Genomic DNA, 17,621 nt, shown 5'->3' on the forward strand with positions numbered 1-17,621 from the left:
AACAGCCTCTTTGTCCAAAAACAAAGAGGCTGAAATCATCTTTCATTCATTTACCGACATAAAAAAGTCCTGTAAATTCCCTCGGCAGGCCATATCTTTACGCCACTCGGCACCTGCTGTCTTCGGTCATATGCTTGTTTAGTATATCATTGTGTATTTCGGATGTCAACACCAAATTTAAACAAATTTTGCCGTATTGAGTTTTACGCCCGGTCCCATAGTAGGAGCAAGGGTAACGCTCTTTAAATACTGTCCTTTTAATACGGACGGTCTTGCTTTAATGATTGCATCCATAAGGGTCTGGAAGTTGTCCGCTAATTGTTCTTCTGAAAAAGATGCTTTTCCAATTGGCACATGGATAATATTTGTTCTGTCTAATCTATACTCAATTTTACCTGCCTTGATATCATTAATTGCCTTGGTAACGTCCATCGTAACAGTTCCTGCCTTGGGATTCGGCATCAGGCCCTTCGGTCCAAGTACACGTCCCAGACGTCCTACCACGCCCATCATATCCGGCGTAGCAACTACTACATCAAAGTCAAGCCATCCATCATTTTGGATTTTCGGAATCAATTCTTCTCCGCCTACATGATCAGCGCCTGCTGCCAGAGCTTCATCTAATTTATCGCCTTTGGCAAATACCAAAACCTTCACCGCTTTACCGGTTCCGTGCGGCAATACAACAGCGCCGCGGATCTGCTGATCTGCATGACGTCCGTCACAACCAGTTCTGATGTGAGCTTCAATTGTTTCATCAAATTTAGCAACTGCCGATTTTTTTACAAGGCTGATTGCTTCTGCTGTATCATACTGTGCTGCTTTGTCAATTCCTTTTGCAGCTTCTGTATATTTCTTTCCTCGTTTCATTCTGATAACCTCCTAGTGGTAATATCGGGAGCCTGCCCCTCCCACGGTTTGCAGGTACGAATTATGACTGCATTCTATTCTTCTACCGTAACGCCCATGCTTCTTGCTGTTCCTGCAATCATGCTCATTGCCGCTTCCAAAGAACCAGCATTCAAATCCGGCATTTTCAATTCTGCAATTTCCTGAATCTTTGCTTTGGAAATAGTTGCTACTTTTGTTTTGTTAGGTACTGCAGAACCTGATTTAATGTTACATGCTTTTTTAATTAATACCGCTGCAGGGGGCGTCTTTGTTACGAAGCTGAAGCTTCTGTCTGCATATACGGTAATCACTACAGGAATAATTAAATCTCCCTGATCGGCAGTTCTGGCATTGAACTGTTTGGTAAATTCAACAATATTCACGCCATGCTGTCCAAGTGCAGGTCCAACTGGTGGTGCAGGTGTAGCTTTTCCAGCAGGAATCTGCAATTTTATATATCCTTCTACTTTCTTTGCCATTTGGAAAATTCCTCCTTTAACTCATATCGTTACATCCGTACGGAACTTCTGTAACTGATGCATCTTTTTTCAAAAACCTTTGCAATACTGCATATTATAACTTTCTGATATCTGTGAAACTTATTTCAACCGGCGTTTCACGGCCGAACAGGTCAACATTGATTGTAACCATCTGTTTTCCATGATTCATGGACTGGATAATTCCAACCGTATCTTTCCAGACACCGCCGGTAACCTGAATAGAATCACCTTCTTCAAAATCTACAACCACATTATGATCAACCTGGATACCCAATGGTTTCATTTCAGCTTCAGTGAGCGGTACGGGCTTGGATCCGGGACCAACAAACCCGGTAACGCCTCTGGTATTTCTAACCACATACCATATATCATCATTCATAACCATATTAATCAGAACATATCCCGGAAACATCTTTTTCTCTACGGTTTTCTTCACACCGTTCTTCATTTCCACAACACTCTGCATCGGAACCCGAACCTCCAGAATCTGATCCTCCAGATGGCGGTTCTCGATGGTTTTCTCAATGTTCTCCTTAACTTTGTTTTCATAACCTGAATAGGTATGAACTACGTACCAGTTTGCCTCTGCCATAAATCACCTATGCCTCCTATAATTTCACCAGGTTATCCACGCCATACCGAATGATAACATCCAATACGGCAATGATCAGACCTAAGACAACAGAAACAGCTACTACAGCAGCCGTCTGTCTGCTAAGTGATTTTTTGTCCGGCCAGATAATCTTGCCAAACTCAGCCTTAAGACCGATGAACCAGCTCGTTTTTGAAGCTTTTTCTGTTTTGGTTTCTCCCATTTTTACCTCCAGCGGCGCATCACATGCACCATCATTCAGGGACGGTCAAAATAATTTAACCTTCACGCTGCTCCATTCTGTTACTTGGTTTCCTTGTGTAATGTGTGTGTCCTGCAGAATCTGCAGTATTTCTTGATCTCCATTCTGTCCGGATGAGTTTTCTTATCCTTGGTCGTATTGTAATTACGTTGCTTACATTCTGTACATGCCAATGTAATTCTTGTGCGCACAACTTCCACCTCCACTTGCTATCTAATTTTAGGCATAAAAAAAAGACCTACTTCCATCGCCAGTTTAATATAGCACACTTTGAGGGTTTCCGTCAATACCTTTGCAGGAACTATTTTCAGCACTTTCCTTAATATATATTTAAGAAAGTGCAAAAAAACCTTAATAAATCAAAAAAAGCATCCGATATAACTATTGAATTATATATCGCACGCAAAAAGTACAAGGAGTTATTTTGCGCCCCCATGCTTTGGCATGATTTCACGGATGAAAGGAGGGGATTTTTATGGCCACCATTGATACTGCTTATAATTATTATTTGAGCACTTATGGAAAACAATCGGCTTCCCGCTATGATTCGCATAAAAAAAGCGAATTACGCAATATATATAATACTATTGTAAAAATCAATAAAGACTCCCCCCTCTATAAGATTAAACACTCGGGGGATGTTCAGAAGTTTGCCATTGATATCAAGGAAAGCACCAGGGTCATCAAGAATGTGATTGCTTCTCTTTCCGATGCAGAAGAAGGAATCGGCAATGCATTTCAGAAAAAGATAGCTGTGTCTTCCCAGGAAGACGTTGTTTCCGCTGATTTTATTGGCGACAACAAAGAATCCGAAGAAACAGATAGTTTCCTGATCGAGGTAAAACAGCTTGCCTCTTCTCAGGTTAATCTGGGGAATTTTCTGGATAAGAACAATTTATCCTTAAAGCCAGGCTCTTATTCTTTTGATTTGGAAAACACCTCGTCTGCTTTTGAATTCCAATTTACCGTCAATTCAGACGATACCAATTATACCACTCAGCTAAAACTGGCGAATCTGATCAGCAATGCAGATATCGGTTTAAAAGCATCGGTGGTTGAAGATCAAAACAACTTAAGCGCACTGCAGATCGAATCGGTTTCCACCGGAATTGCACCGGATGAGAATTTTCTTTTCTCCATCTTTCCTCAGGGAACCCGGGATTCTATTTCTGCAATTGATGCACTTGGCATCGACCATGTTGCTCAGGAAGCCGGTAATGCTGTTTTTCTATTAGACGGCATAGAACGTTCTGCTTATTCAAACACCTTCACGATCAATCATGCCTTTGAATTAACTCTCAAAGGGCTCAGTCAGGAGGGAGATCCTGCCATGATTGGATTTAAAACTAATGCAGACGCCATGGCTGAAAACATCCAAATACTGGTAGATTCTTATAATTCTATTCTGCATACTGCCAATAAATATTCTGATTCTCAGCATCAGAGCGTGAAGCTATACCGCGACATGAGCAGTACTGCATTTACTTTCCAGAACAGCCTGGAAAGCATGGGACTTCTGGTAGACGACAAGGGCGAAATTTCGATAGACAAAGCTTTGTTAACAGAATCCGTTTCGGAAGAAAACGCAGAAGAGCATTTGTCTGTACTGAATGAATTTAAGAATCTTTTGAACACGAAAGCGAATAACGCTTCTTTGGATCCTATGAAATATGTGGATAAAATTATTGTTACTTACAAGAATCCGGGGAAAACTCTGGTAACGCCTTACATTACTTCTATTTACTCCGGAATGATGATGGATCGGTATTGTTAATGAGAAATATGAAAGAATGTTTAAGAACTGCCGGAAAATAACTTGAAAAGTATTTTCCGGCAGTTCTTTATTTGTTAGAAATTTAATAACCGATTCACGCTTCCATACTGTTCCATCTGCTTCCTCTGCATCATAACCCTGTATTCCTGCAGCAAGCTGTTCTTCTTCATATCAGAAACCGCTCCTGCATAGTCCAGATCCTCAAGCCGGCTGCGTGACGCTGTAACATTGTAGGATGCATAGGAATTGTAATTCATCGTGTGATCCAGCCTGTTGTAGGTTGCCCCAAGACTGCTTCTGGCAGAAGATACCTTCTCCAGGGCGCTGTCAATGGCAGAAATATCAAAATCTCCTGTCACATCATAATCAGAAAGCCCCAGGGAATCCAAAACTGCATTAGGCATACTGATGTTCATGCCGCTTCCGTCCGGGCCGGACGCCACATGGGAGCTCTTCATGGAGCCGTCCAGAACATTCATATTATTGAACTGGGTATTCTTAGCCGCATCAGAAATATAATCCTTCAACTGGTCAATTTCCTGCTGAATTGCCTCCCTGTCATCGTCTCCGTAAATTGCCGTATTGGACGCCTGAATGCTCAGCTCCCGCATACGCTGCAGAGAATCTGAAATCTTAGACAGACCGCCTTCTGCCACATTCACCATATCCTGAGAAGTAGCGGCGTTGCGCCTGCCCACATCATAACCGTTGCTCTGCGTCAGCATCTTGGCTGCAATTGCAAGGCCTGCTGCATCATCTGCAGCTTTATTGATCCGCTTTCCGCTGGATAACTGCTGGAAATTCTTGTGAAGATTCTGATTCTGCTTGGCGTATAAACTGCGGTTCTGGTACAAATTCCGGCTGCTGCCAATGGATGAAATACTCATAAAATGACCTCCTTCCTGTTCATCGCTATATATTCTTATGTCAAAACCTGCTGCTGTTATTAATTTTATTATAACAAAGGAAGAAAAATTTGCAATGGATATTTGGAAAATCTTTCATTGCTGTCGGAAGCGCCAGCCCGTAGTTTTGCAGGCTAACGGAGCGCTATGGCGCCGATAGACAGCCTTATTTCACTTCCTCCAGGACTTCCCCTGCAGCCTTTCCAAACTTCTCAAATACCGGAAGCGTATCTTTCAGGGAAGCGGCAATCTCGCTGTCATTTTTCCCTTCCAGCGCCTGGCTGAGCTTCAAAATACTGCTATTAATGTCCTCTTTATTGATACGCTCCTCTTTTTCATTCAGCAGCGTCATAGTGCCGTTTAGGATACCGATTTCCCAATTGATGCCTTTGACAATCTCATCCAGAAATTTATCTGTGTCCTCTTTCCGGTCTCCTTCCAGTTCCGGAATAATGTTCTTCATACTTTTCATCAGGCGATTGTTGTAATCTTCCAAAACCTCCAATGCCTCTATCTGCTGTGCACGCATATCCTCCATGATGTGCTTCCTCCTTTTTCTCTTGTATATTCATCAGCTAACAGCCCTAAGAATCTGTTTCACCCGCAGCTCCAGGGAATACTGTTCCTTCGCCTTCTGATAGCCGTTTCTGGCAATTGTCTGACGTTCTTCTTCATGTTCCAGATAATACCTGATCTTTTCAATCAGTTCTTCTTCACTGGCATAAATATCGAGTTCTTTTCCAACCTCAAAATATTCCGGAATCTCACTCTGGAAATTAGTCAGTACAAATCCCCCGGCTCCCAGAATATCCCAAAGCCTCAGAGGAAGTCCCGTCCGGATGGGCTTTGAGGTGAAATTCAGATTGATTTTTGATAAATGAAATATCTTTGGCATCTCCGTGGCGCTTTTGGCAAGCCCCCTGTAATTTGCTTTTGGCAAAGGACTGAAATCACTTGCGGTATATAAATCCAGGCTGTATTCCTCAGACACCCGTTTCAGCAGACGCAGCCTTTCCTGTTCCGTGACCTTATTGCCAAGATAGAGATGGGCCATGGCCGCCCGGTCGTTATGGTTGGCTTTTTCTGGAAATTGATAAAAAGGCGCCTTTTCTTTAAACTGCTGCAGCACTTCCTCTGTAATGCATTCCTCCAGGAAGTTGTAACCATAAACCTTGGTCTGTGCCTCAATGACGCCGTCCAGATAACCTTTCAGCCAGGATTCTTCTTTCAGATGGTTATAAGGGCATTTTTCCGTATACAGAGAACCGATAAAAGAAATATCCGCAGAATATTTCTTCCTGTCTTCTTCTGTTATGGTTTCTATCAGGGAATCCAAGCGCTCATAATCTGCGCCCAGGGGCAGATAAAAAATCCTTTTGGGATTCTCCCCGCGAAATTCTTCATACAGCGCATAATCAAATAAAAAAATACGGTTCCAGCTGTTTCGGATGGAATGGGAATACAATTCCATCACCGGACTGTCCACAATCCAGCACACATAGGGAATATGAAAAATATTGCAGACTTCAGAAACCACCGGAAAAAAATTAATGCTGAAAACAATCTGACTTTCCTGCTTTTTCAATTCTGCGCTGACCAGATTCATCTGCCCTCTGGCGTCCAGCTCCTTGTTCCTCATCTCTTCTGTAATCTCAGTTACTGTGTGTCCCAGACGTTTCATAATTGCAATAATGTCCGGTTCACAAATGCTGTTGTAACGGTAAAATAGTATATTCATTTCTGCTCCTCAATACATTGTTCAGTCCACTAAAGACTTATTTCTTCGCCATAAAATTCTGCGATTACCTGGCTTAGATAAGTTTCATCACTTACCAGCGATAATTTCTGTTCTTCTCCGATTTCGTTATTATATTTGCCGTCTATAGGAGTTCTTTGCCCTTCTCCCCGTAAAAACCACTCATATTCCAAATCAATATGCCCAATATCCACCGCCTGATATCCAGCCTGGGATAAATCAGCAGCCAGAACGGTTGCAGCCGCACCCAGGGCCAGTAAAAACAGTTTGTCTTTGGGCTGTTTCAGGCAGCAATCCAGAATCTCCTGATATCTGGAAAACGCATTTTCTGCAGGGCCAATAATCCTCTGAATGCTTCCGGCGTTATCGAATAAATCATTTCCAACTCCAAGGCCCGTATAGCATCCTTCCACAAAAATGCAATCCCTTCCCTCCCAGATCCTTTTCAGATTATCAAACCTGCGTCTCGGCGCGTTGGTCTGATTGTCTGCATACATCACATAGGGCCTGGTCACATAAGCGTCATAATATTCTTTCTCAGACTTCAAAAGTTCCAGATGCTCCTTGCGCACCTGCGGGTTCAGGTAACACCTTATTTCTCTTTTTGCCTGTTCCGTATACTTTTCCAGGCTTCCATAATTATCAGCAATTCCTACCAGAAGATTTTCATCCTCCGACTGTAATGTCTCTTTCAGCTTCCGGCTCAGTTCTTCCTCCACCTGTGTCTGAAATCTGTGGCGAATCCGTCCCGCAATCGCTGCAAATTCCCCGTCTCCGAATCTTGCCATAGATTTACCATGATTTACAATCTCCTCCACGGCAAGTTCTCCGCTGGAAATCTTAGGAAAAAAGCCTTCAAACGGCTCCTTCATCCTGTCATACAGTTCATACGCCGCATTTTCCTGAAAATTCAAATGCTCCTGATGATTCTGCTCTGACCATTCCAATAGCTGCTTCTGCCCTCGAATCAGCAGTTTATTTTCTTCTTCCAATTGATATACCCTTCTCTGTAAGCCCTCTACAATCCCCAAAAGACTTAAAAATTGCTGCTCCAATTCCATTTATACCACCATCCTTTATTCCTTCTGCAGACATTATACATTATAAATATCTGCTTTGTATGCATTCATATTATGACGCATCCAGTCGATTGTTTCTGAAATTCCTTCTGCAAAAGTATACTGCTGTCTCCAATCTGTCAGTTTCTTTATTTTATCATTAGAACCCAGAAGACGGTTCACTTCACTCTTTTCGGGCCGCAAACGCTGCTCGTCGCAGGCAATCTCTGCCCTTGGATTAATCTGAGAAATAATTTCTTTTGCCAGATCGCCAATGGAAATTTCCTGCTGGGTTGCAATATTGATTTCTTCTCCGATGGTTTTGTCAGATTCCGCAATAGCAATAAATCCTGCCGCCGTATCCTTCACATAATTAAAATCCCTGGTGGGAGTCAGGGCGCCCAGCTTAATTACCTCTTTCCCTGTCAGAAGCTGGGAAATAATAGTGGGAATCACTGCTCTTGCCGATTGTCTCGGCCCAAAGGTATTAAAGGGCCGTACAATGGAAACCGGCGTCTGAAAGCTTCTGTAAAAACTTTCCGCCAGCCGATCCGCCCCGATCTTAGTGGCAGAGTAAGGCGACTGACCCTGATAGGGATGTTTTTCATCAATGGGCACGTACTGAGCTGTTCCGTAAACCTCAGAGGTTGAAGTCACAAGCACCCGCTCTGTCTCTAACTGACGGGCTGCCTGCAGTACATTTAACGTTCCTTTGATATTGGTATCCACATAAGAATCCGGAGAGTGATAGCTGAAAGGAATTGCAATCAGCGCCGCCAGATGGAATACTGCATCCATCCCTTTCATGGCTTCCCGCACCCCATTGGGATCACGGATATCTCCAGTAAACACTTCGATTTCTTTTAACTTCTCCGAAGGAAGGCTGTCCAGCCACCCCCAGGTATTAAAAGAATTATAGTAAGCAAATGCTTTCACGTCATAGCCCTTTTCCAGAAGGCTTTCTGTTAAATGGCTACCGATAAAGCCGTCCGCTCCGGTTACTAACACTTTTTTCATAATGGGAAATCCTTTCTCAGTTACTTGTTCTTTCGCTATTACCCCTGGTCTTTCGCATACCTGCCTTCCAGCGCTTTCAGACAATTTTTCTACTCTGCTTTCAGGCTCAGCTTTTCTTCCATACGGTGCATTTCCTCAAATTCTCCCATATCCAGAAATGACTCCTCGCTGATGGGATACATACCCACTCCCCGTTCTTCCTTCAACAGCTTATCCGCTAAATCTGTCATATGGAAAAAGGCGCCTTCTGGGATATCTTTCAGCAGTTCCGGATTCAGGATATACATTCCTGTATTGACAAAATAAGACAGCCTGGGCTTTTCCTCCATGGAATAAATTCTTCCGTTCTCGCTGGAATGAACCACGCCATAGGGCACAACGATGTTCTTTAATGCAGTTACCATGGTAAGTTCATTTCCTGATTCCAGATGATATTGATAAATGTCAGCGTAATTGGCATGGATCAGGATATCGCAATTCGTCACGATAAAAGGTTTATGTAATTTATCTCCCAGCAAAGTAAGGCTTCCTGCCGTCCCAAGGGGCTTATCCTCCTCTACATAATCCAACATGTAATCTGATATATTGTCTGAAAAATAAGATTTAATCATGCTCTTTCTGTAATTTACCGTAGCATGGAAATCTCTCACTCCATATTTCCGAAATTCATGGATGATACGTTCCATAATAGGAATGTCACCAATTGGAATCAGGGGCTTGGGGAGAATTTTAGTATATGGGTAAAGGCGGGTCCCCTTGCCTCCTGCCATAATCACAACAGGAACCTCCTGCAAAGGCATGTTCTGTTCTGTATTCTCGCTGCCGTCACTTTCTTCTTTGAAGATAATATCTTTGATCCGGTTCTCTTTAGTCACCACCGGAAGCGCGGTAATCAGGTATTTTTCCATGTATTCTTTGGCTTTTTTGCGTTCTTTGCAGGTGATGACTTTGGGATTTCTATTCATAATATGATGTATTTCCCCCTGCAAATCTCCCGTTTTAATCAGCCAGCGGCGGATGTCTCCGTCCGTTACAACGCCGATTAATTTTTCACTTTCATCTATTACAAATAAAATTCCTTTTGCATTGGAATCTATTCTCTGCATGGCCTCCACAACTATAACAGTCTGTGTAATCAAAAACCTGCCCAGTTCTTCTCGCTTCATCCGGGGAACCTCCTGTTTGGTGCACTGCCTTCCTGGCAGCTTGTATTCTATTATAGGTATATCGGCTTTATTTGGCAAGTTCTTTAACGAATCAAAACTGGCCTCTCCTGAAACACACTTTCTTCAGCGAATCAGAACTGGCTTCCCCTGAAACATTTTCTTTAACCAATCAGAACTGTTTTCCCCTGAAACATTTTCTTTAACCAATCAGAACTGTTTTCCCCTGAAAAGCAAATCCATAACAACGTATCCGTTCCTGAGAGATGCCTTTGGCCAGAAGGCCTGCGGTGTAATTTTTTTCTTCGATTTGGGCAAGGGCTGCTTTGACAGTGTCCTGCAAATCCTGTTCCCTTTTGGGCTGGAATACTTTAAACTCCAAAATAAAGGCATCCTCGCCTTCTTTCAAGGGTTCCAGCATAACATCATACCGTCCGAAACCGCTTTCCCGATTAGAAGTCAGCGCATACCTTCCGGCTAATTCCACCATCAGCCCCAGTACAAAACCGTGATAGAAACGCTCCGGTTCTGATTTCGCCGGATGCTTTCCGGTATCAAAACTGCTGAATGTTTCCAGAGCAACGCGGTTCATGTATTCATTCATCGCCTCCACATCACCCAAAAGCAATGCTTTGACAAAATCATTATAATCGGCCTTCGCTCTTGCAAACCAGTTCCGAACCATCCTGCGCAGAACCATCCGAACTTCAAAGTTCGTCAATTCCAGTTCATACTCATTTTCCCATTCTCCGGTTTCATACATTCGGATATTAAGGCTTTTCACCTTCATATAACCGCTTGCAACTAGAAGGCTCCAGACTGCATCTTCATCATGCTCCAGCATACTAAATACAATCTGCTCATCCATCAGCGTACGGATGGAGCCTCCCTGAAGCAGCCTTTCAAAACATTCTTTCATATTCCCAGTTCCTTCCCGGACCAGCTTTCCAATCAGGCTGTTGGAGCTAGTATTGGCCCAGTAGGCGCCTGGTTTTCTTTCGGCCAGATAATTAATGACTGACCAGGGATTATAAATATCTCTTTTATCTCCAAATGTAAAACCATCATACCATGTCTTTACTTCTTCTTTCCGATCCGCCAAAGAGAACTCTTCCAATGCCAAAAATACTTCTTTTTCTGTAAATCCAAAGCATTCTGCATATTGATTCGAAGTGGTTGTAACTACCTTTAAATGATTTAAATCAGAAAATATGGACTCTTTACTAACCCGTGTAATCCCTGTCAGCACTGCCCGTTCCATATAGGGATTTGTCTTAAAACTGGAATTGAACATGCTTCGGATAAATTCTGTCAGTTCCTGCCAGTATCCGTACATAAATGCTTCCTGCATAGGCGTGTCATATTCATCCAGCAAAATAATCACTTTTTTTCCATAATAGCGGCTTAGATATTTGGATAGATGGTGGATTGCCATGGTAGCCTCCGTATCCCCCATGTCCACTGTGATGCGCCGGAAAAATGCCTGATCTGGTTCTTCTAATACCTCACTTTTCAGCAGAAACGCATGATCCGCATACAAATCTTCCAATATCTGACATATTTTTCTGCGGGCATTCGCATAATTTGTTTCTTTTACGTTTGCAAAAGATAGGCTGATAACCGGGAAGGTTCCCTGAAGTTCCTGATACCTCTCATCTTTCCAGACAGACAACCCTTCAAACAATTCCTTTTGTCCGGCATAAGAAACAGAGAAAAACTGCTCCAGCATGCTCATATTTAACGTCTTGCCAAACCGTCTGGGACGGGCGATTAACGTCACCAAATCCCCGTTTTCCCACCATTCCCTGATAAATTCTGTCTTGTCTATATAGAAATAATTGTTCTGGATCAAACGACTGAAATCCTGATGGCCAATTCCCACTACACGCATTGCCTCACTCCTTTCCATCTGTACCTATCCGTACCGTTTTTCCTTGGAATGCAAAACCATAGCTGCGTATCCGTTCCCGGGGAACGCCTTTTTCCAGAAGGCTGGCGGCGTAATTCTTTTCTTTAATCTGTGCAAGAGCTGCTTTTACTGTGTCCTTTAGTTCTTTCTCATCCTCTGTGTCCTGCACCTTGAATTCCAGTATCATTGCATCATCTTCCTTCTTTCTCGGTTCCAGAACCACATCATATCTGCCAAAGCCGCTCTCCCGGTTAGATGTAAGAATATAACGGTCTGACAACTCTACCATCAATCCCAGCACAAATCCATGGTAAAAGCGTTCCGGCTCTGCCTCTGATGCTTTTTTTCCCGTGTCAAAATAACTGAATGTTGTCAAGGTAACTTTATTCATATAATGATTCATTGCTTTTACATCTCCCAAAAGCAACGCTTTGATAAAGTCATTGTAATAGTCATCCGTTCCCTCAAACCAATCAAGGATCATATTTTGAAACATCATCCGCACTTCCCGATTTGTCAATGACAGCCGGTACTGATAATTCCCCGACTGCTCCATAAACTCTGTCTGCTCCACTTTCAGATATCCGGCTGCCAGCAAAAAACTCCATATAGCATCTTTCCTCATGGATAGCTGGCTGTACACAATCTGCTCGTCCACTACGGTTAAGATACTTCCTCCGCGCATCAATGTTTCAAATTCCAGTTTCAAATTTTTATTTCCTTCCCGTATTAAATCTCCGGCAAGACTGTTGGAACTGGTATTGGCCCAGTAAAGTTCCACCCTTCTTTTACTAAGATAATTAAGCACTGACCAGGGATTGTAGATATCTGTCATGTTCCCAAAAGTAAAACCGTCGTACCACTTTTTAACCTCTTCCTTCTGGGCAGACAGCCCAAATTCTTCCAAAGCTGCAAACACTTCTTCTTCTGTGAACCCAAAGAAACATTCATATTTTTCAACAGTAGTTGTCACAACTTCAAGATGGTTCAAGTCAGAAAATATAGATTCTTTACTGATTCTGGTAATACCCGTCAAAATTGCCCGCTCCAGGCTGGGATTCGTCTTAAAGGTTGCGTTAAACAACGCCCGGATAAAAGAAACCATTTCTTCCCAATATCCATTCACATAGGCTTCCTGCATAGGGGTATCGTATTCATCCAACAGAATAATCACTCTTTTCCCATAATAGCGGGTCAAAAACTCTGACAGCATCCGAAGAGACGACGCGGCAGCGTTGTCCTCCATATCTGCCGATATATTCTGAAAGCTGCGCTTTTCATTTTCATTCAGCAAATCCCCTTCCAGAAGAAAACCGCATCGATTATAAAATTCTCCGATCATTCTGCATATATTCTTGCGCACCTGGTCAAAGGTCGTCTCTTTTACAGCGGCAAAGCTCAAAAACATCACCGGATAGGTTCCCTGCAGATTCCGGTACTCTTCCTGCCACCAGATGGAAAGGCCTTCAAATAATTCTCCTCTTCCTGCGTACTTTACGGAGAAAAATTTCTCCAGCATACTCATGTTCAGCGTCTTCCCAAAGCGGCGGGGACGGGTGATCAGCGTAACAAGGTCATTTGCTTCCCACCATTCCCGGATAAAATCTGTTTTGTCTACATAAAAATTGTTGGTAAGTCTTACGGTTTCAAAATCCTGATGGCCGAGGCCTGTTTTTCTTGGCATGGGCACCTCCTTTCAGATGCAAATTGTACGAGGATCCGTTAGCAGAGCGTTCGTGTCACAAGTGCAGCTAAAAATTCAGCAAACCGGCAATATCAGAAAAATCAATAATCAAATCGTCATAGACACCGGCCTTTATAGAATCAGCAAAGGTATAATCTCCTGTATTCTCTGATTCAAAATCATAAACAAGAATACGGTCTTTCTCCGGATCAACAATCCAGTATTCTCTAACGCCGGCGGTGCGGTATTTGAACAGTTTTGTATAATAGTCCATCCGCCTGCTGGCCGGTGATACGATTTCAATCATCCAGTCAGGAGCGCCCATGCAGCCTTTGTCTGTGAGTTTGGCAGGATCACAAATCACGGAAATATCCGGTTCCACATAGTTTTTGTCATCTTTGTGCAGAAAAACGGCAAACGGGGCAAAAAACGCTTCACAGAAGCCGCCCTTTGACTTGATATAGGAATTTATGACAGAAAACAGTTCCCGGGCAATTGTTTGATGCCTGCGGCTGGGCGGTGCCATATTGTAAATCTGCCCGTCTATCAGTTCGGCCCTGCTGCCTTCCGGCAGATTGTAGATGTCGTCAATGGTGTAGTGTTTTTCTTGCGCTAATGCTGGGGGCATGGTATCACTTCCTTTGATGATTATGTGCCTGGTTATAATTGCTATATTCCTATTTTGACAACTAATACATTTACTTTTCTTTGAGAGTAAATAGCGGCTTCTTTAATAACAGTATAATAAAATTTGAAGGATAACACAAATAATTTCGATATGTTTTGCTGCAATAATTTTCAGCCGGACAGATACCCTTCTGATATGGTATTCTGCCCGGCTGGTTTCTTTGTAATTCTTTTTTATTTTCTGCCTATGTAAATGTATTGGTGGGAACACTCTTTCATCCAACAGTGTTTTTAAATCCTCTGTAAAAAGATTCCACGCATCTTATATATATTATACGCTTTCTGTCCACACTCTCTGCTTTTATTTACCACAATATCTCTTAGGCTTTTGATAATCGTTTCTTTCCGCTTTAACAAAGTTCATAATTGTAGAATCATGGATATCATACACACGGTAACATTCATAACCGTCAAACACTCTTATCATATCCCCTTTCGTAAAATCCCATAAATGAAATTGATTATAGTGCGTGGTTTTTTCCTTGGAAAAGAAATAATAATTTCAGGTATCCTGCAGCGCAGAACCATTTCCTTTAAAATCATCGGATTCTGCAGATGTTCCACCGTCTCTAAAGATACCAATACGTCAAATGTACTGTTTATTGTTTCAGGAGAACCCAAGACAAACTCAATATTCTCCCTTTTGAAATGCTGGTTGGCATTTGCAATGGCCTGTTCGCTGTTATCTTTTTAACATCGGGATTTTTGGAGATCAGATAAGAGCCATCCCCTCCGCCGCATGCAATATCCAAAACATTGCCATATACAAACTGCCTGACATACATATAGCGTTCGATGCCTCTGCGGATTATTATATCCTCTTCTATGGCATCAATATTTTCTTTATCAATTACAATTCGTTCCATCTCTTTCTTCTTCATCATACTCTCCTATGTTATGCATCTTTTCTGTTATATTCTCTGTACCAGTTATAAAACCTTTCTAACCCCTCCTTTATGTGCGTTTTCGTATAAAAAGCACAGACTCTTTGAATTTCCGTAATATCTGCATAAGTTTTCTCCACATCCCCGATTCTTTTCTCACACATAACTTTACGGGCTTCCTTTCCTATCACCTCTTCAATAGTTTCAATAAATGTCATTAATTCAACCGGATTCCCACTTCCGATATTATAGATCTCATAGGCGCCCTTCTTTTTAAGTTTTTTGAAATAAGAAAACAGCCCCAGCACCCCATCTACCAAATCGTCAATATATGTAAAATCCCGATACTGTTTTCCATAATTAAATACTTCGATTGGTTCATCGCAAAGAATCTTATCTGCAAATTTCCAATATGCCATATCCGGTCTTCCCAGAGGTCCATACACCGTAAAAAAGCGCATCCCCAATCCATTGATTCCGAAATTCTTGCAATAGGTATGCACCAAAACCTCATCGCTTTTTTTGGTAGCCGCATACAGGCTGACTGGAGCATCTGTTTTTAAATCCACTCTAAGTTTTTCCTCTTCTGCTTCTCCATACACAGAACTGGAAGAGGCATACATCAAGTAGCCGATCTGATGCCTGCGGCACAACTCCAGAATGTGAAATGTGCCGACAATATTCGTTTCAATATACTTTTCCGGACAAGTCAGACTATACCGTACCCCTGCCTGGGCCGCTAAATGTATCACATAATCAATCGAATAGGCATTGGCAGCCTTTTCCAACCCATCCATATCACAGATATCCGCTTCATAAAAAACAAACCTGCCATACCTTTCCAAAATATTTATACGCATTCTTTTTAGACTAATATCATAATAATCATTCAAATTATCATATCCAACTACTGCATAACCTTGTTCTAACAATGCTTTTGCAACATAGAAACCAATAAATCCAGCGCTCCCCGTAATAAACACTGTTTCCATAAATTCACTCCGCCATCTATAATATTTGATCCAGAATTTTTCTTTGAGTTCCATATAAATCACTTAGTACAGCTACCCTCTCCAAAGCTTTCCCTTTTGTAGCCTCATAATATGCAAAATCTGTCACATAACGATGAATCCGCCCTGAAAAATCCTCATAAGCATCCACTGCAAACTCCTTTCCGCAAGTGTAATATACGTCTCCGAATTTCAATGTAACCACCGGAACTCCATGAGCCAGCGCCTCAAAACTAGAACGTCCGCCTCCGCTCCGTTTCGGATTGCAATAAACATTACACAGCTTTATCACCTGTCCCGCCTCTTTCAGATTTCCGGCAAAATGCAGTTTCTCTGTCTTTGTAATCCTGTTTTGAATTCTGACTTTATCATTAATTAATCCAATCATCAAAAAATGAACATCCTGCTGATTCAGAATCTCTTCCATAAATGTTATAAATTCCTCTGAAATCTCCGCATCCAGACGATTTCCAACAACAGCAACAACAAAGCTGTCATCTCCGATTCCAAATTCAGAACGCTGATATTTCAAAGAACTCTCTACCAACTGATAATTCACAACTGTTTCTATTATTTTCTGATATGGTTCCAACCGGGCAATCTGATCCCTATCACTTTCCTCCAACTCCCTTCCAAGCAGAAAATATTCGCACATAGATGTCGGAATATCTGTACTGCATGGAAAACTAACTGTTTTTGTAAACATACTGCATAAATCCGCAACCAGGCAAGACGCACCCACATTGTAAACCAATCCTGGCCATAATCGATATATCGGCTGCAGCATTTTATTGATGGCATCCAAATCAGGCATGTACTCTGCGATCTGCAAAAATGGAAATTCATAATCCTTATATCTGATTTTTCTTATGTGGTTATATTCTTTCACATAACTCGGTTTTATATTTTGCGCCAACCACGGACAGGGATAAAAATGAAAACTGGCATCATTCAGAATCATTACCTGCTTCTGCAGAGATTCTGCAAGCGTATATGCATAATCCAGAATCCGCATTGTCGGTGCATGTCCATTTCCCAGAAACTGATTTGTTATCATAATCACCAGCTCTGCATTTGCATCATCTGTCTTTTCGTAAGTGCCTGTTACCGAACCTTTCAATTTCTCATAAATAAAACGATACAAATCATACAAATTTCCCTCTAATTCTATTTTATAATCCACAAACAGCGCACGATTCAAAATCCAGTATATATTCCAGAGTTCCTCCAGTTCCAGTCTCTTCATATAAAAACAACAATGATATAATAAATTTAGACATTTCGTTTTCAACGCTGTTTCATCACTTTGGGCCGCCGCAAGACTGGACAGCCACATAATGTTCCGGCCTTCCTCTATCGTCATTTTATCCAGATCATCCAAATGTCCCAGAAAATAATCTGCAATTTTTTCAGTCTCATTTAGTTCTTCCATATTCATAAAAACATCACCCTTCCTATAATGTCAAGCCTAAAATGGTTCTTTCCGAAGTTAGTTGAAAATAAGTGATTTTCCTAATCATGTGTGATAT

19 protein-coding genes and 1 other annotated feature (1 of these 20 only partly in view) are annotated in these 17,621 nt (G+C 42.0%); of the genes, 1 reads left to right on the forward strand and 18 read right to left on the reverse strand.

From position 1 onward, the window contains the following. Positions 1-144: a sequence feature (ribosomal protein L10 leader region), on the reverse strand (it extends 11 nt beyond the left edge of the window). A 33-nt stretch (positions 145-177) separates the two neighbouring features. From rplA to rpmG, 5 genes are all read right to left on the reverse strand, one after another. Next, positions 178-870: a 50S ribosomal protein L1 gene (gene rplA / locus E5329_RS19835; protein ID WP_135991099.1), complete on the reverse strand. Its 693-nt coding sequence runs from the start codon at positions 868-870 to the stop codon at positions 178-180. 74 nt (positions 871-944) lie between these two features. Continuing rightward, entirely contained in the window at positions 945-1,370 is a 426-nt protein-coding gene (gene rplK, locus E5329_RS19840; protein ID WP_135991100.1) for a 50S ribosomal protein L11, read from the reverse strand. Between the two features lie 94 nt (positions 1,371-1,464). After that, positions 1,465-1,983, reverse strand: coding sequence for a transcription termination/antitermination protein NusG (gene nusG, locus E5329_RS19845; RefSeq protein WP_135991101.1), 519 nt, complete (start codon positions 1,981-1,983; stop codon positions 1,465-1,467). A gap of 16 nt (positions 1,984-1,999) precedes the next feature. Continuing rightward, positions 2,000-2,206 carry a preprotein translocase subunit SecE gene (gene secE / locus E5329_RS19850; protein ID WP_135991102.1) on the reverse strand — a complete coding sequence of 69 codons (207 nt, stop codon included), beginning with the start codon at positions 2,204-2,206 and terminating at the stop codon, positions 2,000-2,002. A gap of 80 nt (positions 2,207-2,286) precedes the next feature. Further along, the gene (gene rpmG / locus E5329_RS19855) at positions 2,287-2,436 is read right to left on the reverse strand and encodes a 50S ribosomal protein L33 (RefSeq protein ID WP_120471050.1); all 150 of its coding nucleotides are present in this window, start codon (positions 2,434-2,436) and stop codon (positions 2,287-2,289) included. A gap of 284 nt (positions 2,437-2,720) precedes the next feature. On the opposite strand from rpmG, the gene fliD reads away from it, so the two are divergent. After that, positions 2,721-4,019, forward strand: a complete 1,299-nt coding sequence (fliD, locus tag E5329_RS19860) for a flagellar filament capping protein FliD (RefSeq protein WP_135991103.1) — start codon at positions 2,721-2,723, stop codon at positions 4,017-4,019. A 74-nt stretch (positions 4,020-4,093) separates the two neighbouring features. Here the strand turns inward: fliD and E5329_RS19865 are convergent, their stop codons facing one another. The 13 genes from E5329_RS19865 to E5329_RS19920 form a co-directional block, all read right to left on the reverse strand. After that, entirely contained in the window at positions 4,094-4,906 is an 813-nt protein-coding gene (locus E5329_RS19865) for a flagellin (RefSeq protein ID WP_135991104.1), read from the reverse strand. A gap of 184 nt (positions 4,907-5,090) precedes the next feature. Continuing rightward, a complete protein-coding gene (locus E5329_RS19870; protein WP_135991105.1) occupies positions 5,091-5,462 on the reverse strand; it encodes a molecular chaperone in 372 nt (123 codons plus the stop codon). Positions 5,463-5,495: 33 nt separating this feature from the next. Continuing rightward, positions 5,496-6,662, reverse strand: coding sequence for a CgeB family protein (locus E5329_RS19875; protein ID WP_135991106.1), 1,167 nt, complete (start codon positions 6,660-6,662; stop codon positions 5,496-5,498). A 29-nt stretch (positions 6,663-6,691) separates the two neighbouring features. Further along, on the reverse strand, positions 6,692-7,741 hold the full coding sequence (locus E5329_RS19880) for a GT-D fold domain-containing glycosyltransferase (RefSeq protein WP_135991107.1): 1,050 nt from the start codon (positions 7,739-7,741) through the stop codon (positions 6,692-6,694). A gap of 33 nt (positions 7,742-7,774) precedes the next feature. Next, entirely contained in the window at positions 7,775-8,755 is a 981-nt protein-coding gene (locus E5329_RS19885) for an NAD-dependent 4,6-dehydratase LegB (RefSeq protein WP_135991108.1), read from the reverse strand. Positions 8,756-8,844: 89 nt separating this feature from the next. Continuing rightward, positions 8,845-9,921 (reverse strand): nucleotidyltransferase family protein, encoded by a 1,077-nt coding sequence (locus E5329_RS19890; protein ID WP_135991109.1) that lies wholly within the window; start codon positions 9,919-9,921, stop codon positions 8,845-8,847. A gap of 199 nt (positions 9,922-10,120) precedes the next feature. Next, positions 10,121-11,809, reverse strand: a complete 1,689-nt coding sequence (locus E5329_RS19895; protein WP_135991110.1) for an AAA family ATPase — start codon at positions 11,807-11,809, stop codon at positions 10,121-10,123. 4 nt (positions 11,810-11,813) lie between these two features. Continuing rightward, positions 11,814-13,511 carry an AAA family ATPase gene (locus E5329_RS19900; protein ID WP_135991111.1) on the reverse strand — a complete coding sequence of 566 codons (1,698 nt, stop codon included), beginning with the start codon at positions 13,509-13,511 and terminating at the stop codon, positions 11,814-11,816. Positions 13,512-13,578: 67 nt separating this feature from the next. Then, complete coding sequence (locus E5329_RS19905; RefSeq protein ID WP_135991112.1) at positions 13,579-14,139, reverse strand: Uma2 family endonuclease; 561 nt, start codon at positions 14,137-14,139, stop codon at positions 13,579-13,581. A gap of 482 nt (positions 14,140-14,621) precedes the next feature. Beyond that, a complete protein-coding gene (locus tag E5329_RS32615; RefSeq protein ID WP_408634680.1) occupies positions 14,622-14,867 on the reverse strand; it encodes a hypothetical protein in 246 nt (81 codons plus the stop codon). Continuing rightward, a complete protein-coding gene (locus E5329_RS19910; protein WP_135991113.1) occupies positions 14,798-15,082 on the reverse strand; it encodes a hypothetical protein in 285 nt (94 codons plus the stop codon). The genes E5329_RS32615 and E5329_RS19910 overlap by 70 nt, the downstream gene beginning before the upstream one ends. 11 nt (positions 15,083-15,093) lie before the next feature. Further along, positions 15,094-16,074: an SDR family NAD(P)-dependent oxidoreductase gene (locus E5329_RS19915; RefSeq protein WP_135991114.1), complete on the reverse strand. Its 981-nt coding sequence runs from the start codon at positions 16,072-16,074 to the stop codon at positions 15,094-15,096. 16 nt (positions 16,075-16,090) lie between these two features. Then, positions 16,091-17,530: a glycosyltransferase gene (locus E5329_RS19920; protein WP_135991115.1), complete on the reverse strand. Its 1,440-nt coding sequence runs from the start codon at positions 17,528-17,530 to the stop codon at positions 16,091-16,093. Positions 17,531-17,621: the final 91 nt, after the last annotated feature.

It is taken from the genome of Petralouisia muris (assembly GCF_004793545.1).
GTDB lineage: Bacteria > Bacillota > Clostridia > Lachnospirales > Lachnospiraceae > Petralouisia > Petralouisia muris.

What these genes read in the sequence shown, in the direction of transcription:
- rplK (WP_135991100.1), bottom strand. Translation starts at nt 1,370, where the DNA reads ATGGCAAAGAAAGTAGAAGGATATATAAAATTGCAGATTCCTGCTGGA.
- E5329_RS19920 (WP_135991115.1), bottom strand. Translation starts at nt 17,530, where the DNA reads ATGAATATGGAAGAACTAAATGAGACTGAAAAAATTGCAGATTATTTT.
- E5329_RS19880 (WP_135991107.1), bottom strand. Translation starts at nt 7,741, where the DNA reads ATGGAATTGGAGCAGCAATTTTTAAGTCTTTTGGGGATTGTAGAGGGC.
- rplA (WP_135991099.1), bottom strand. Translation starts at nt 870, where the DNA reads ATGAAACGAGGAAAGAAATATACAGAAGCTGCAAAAGGAATTGACAAA.
- E5329_RS19905 (WP_135991112.1), bottom strand. Translation starts at nt 14,139, where the DNA reads ATGCCCCCAGCATTAGCGCAAGAAAAACACTACACCATTGACGACATC.
- E5329_RS19900 (WP_135991111.1), bottom strand. Translation starts at nt 13,511, where the DNA reads ATGCCAAGAAAAACAGGCCTCGGCCATCAGGATTTTGAAACCGTAAGA.
- E5329_RS19865 (WP_135991104.1), bottom strand. Translation starts at nt 4,906, where the DNA reads ATGAGTATTTCATCCATTGGCAGCAGCCGGAATTTGTACCAGAACCGC.
- E5329_RS19915 (WP_135991114.1), bottom strand. Translation starts at nt 16,074, where the DNA reads ATGGAAACAGTGTTTATTACGGGGAGCGCTGGATTTATTGGTTTCTAT.
- E5329_RS19890 (WP_135991109.1), bottom strand. Translation starts at nt 9,921, where the DNA reads ATGAAGCGAGAAGAACTGGGCAGGTTTTTGATTACACAGACTGTTATA.
- E5329_RS19870 (WP_135991105.1), bottom strand. Translation starts at nt 5,462, where the DNA reads ATGGAGGATATGCGTGCACAGCAGATAGAGGCATTGGAGGTTTTGGAA.
- fliD (WP_135991103.1), top strand. Translation starts at nt 2,721, where the DNA reads ATGGCCACCATTGATACTGCTTATAATTATTATTTGAGCACTTATGGA.
- nusG (WP_135991101.1), bottom strand. Translation starts at nt 1,983, where the DNA reads ATGGCAGAGGCAAACTGGTACGTAGTTCATACCTATTCAGGTTATGAA.
- E5329_RS19875 (WP_135991106.1), bottom strand. Translation starts at nt 6,662, where the DNA reads ATGAATATACTATTTTACCGTTACAACAGCATTTGTGAACCGGACATT.
- E5329_RS19885 (WP_135991108.1), bottom strand. Translation starts at nt 8,755, where the DNA reads ATGAAAAAAGTGTTAGTAACCGGAGCGGACGGCTTTATCGGTAGCCAT.
- E5329_RS19895 (WP_135991110.1), bottom strand. Translation starts at nt 11,809, where the DNA reads ATGCGTGTAGTGGGAATTGGCCATCAGGATTTCAGTCGTTTGATCCAG.
- E5329_RS19910 (WP_135991113.1), bottom strand. Translation starts at nt 15,082, where the DNA reads ATGATGAAGAAGAAAGAGATGGAACGAATTGTAATTGATAAAGAAAAT.
- secE (WP_135991102.1), bottom strand. Translation starts at nt 2,206, where the DNA reads ATGGGAGAAACCAAAACAGAAAAAGCTTCAAAAACGAGCTGGTTCATC.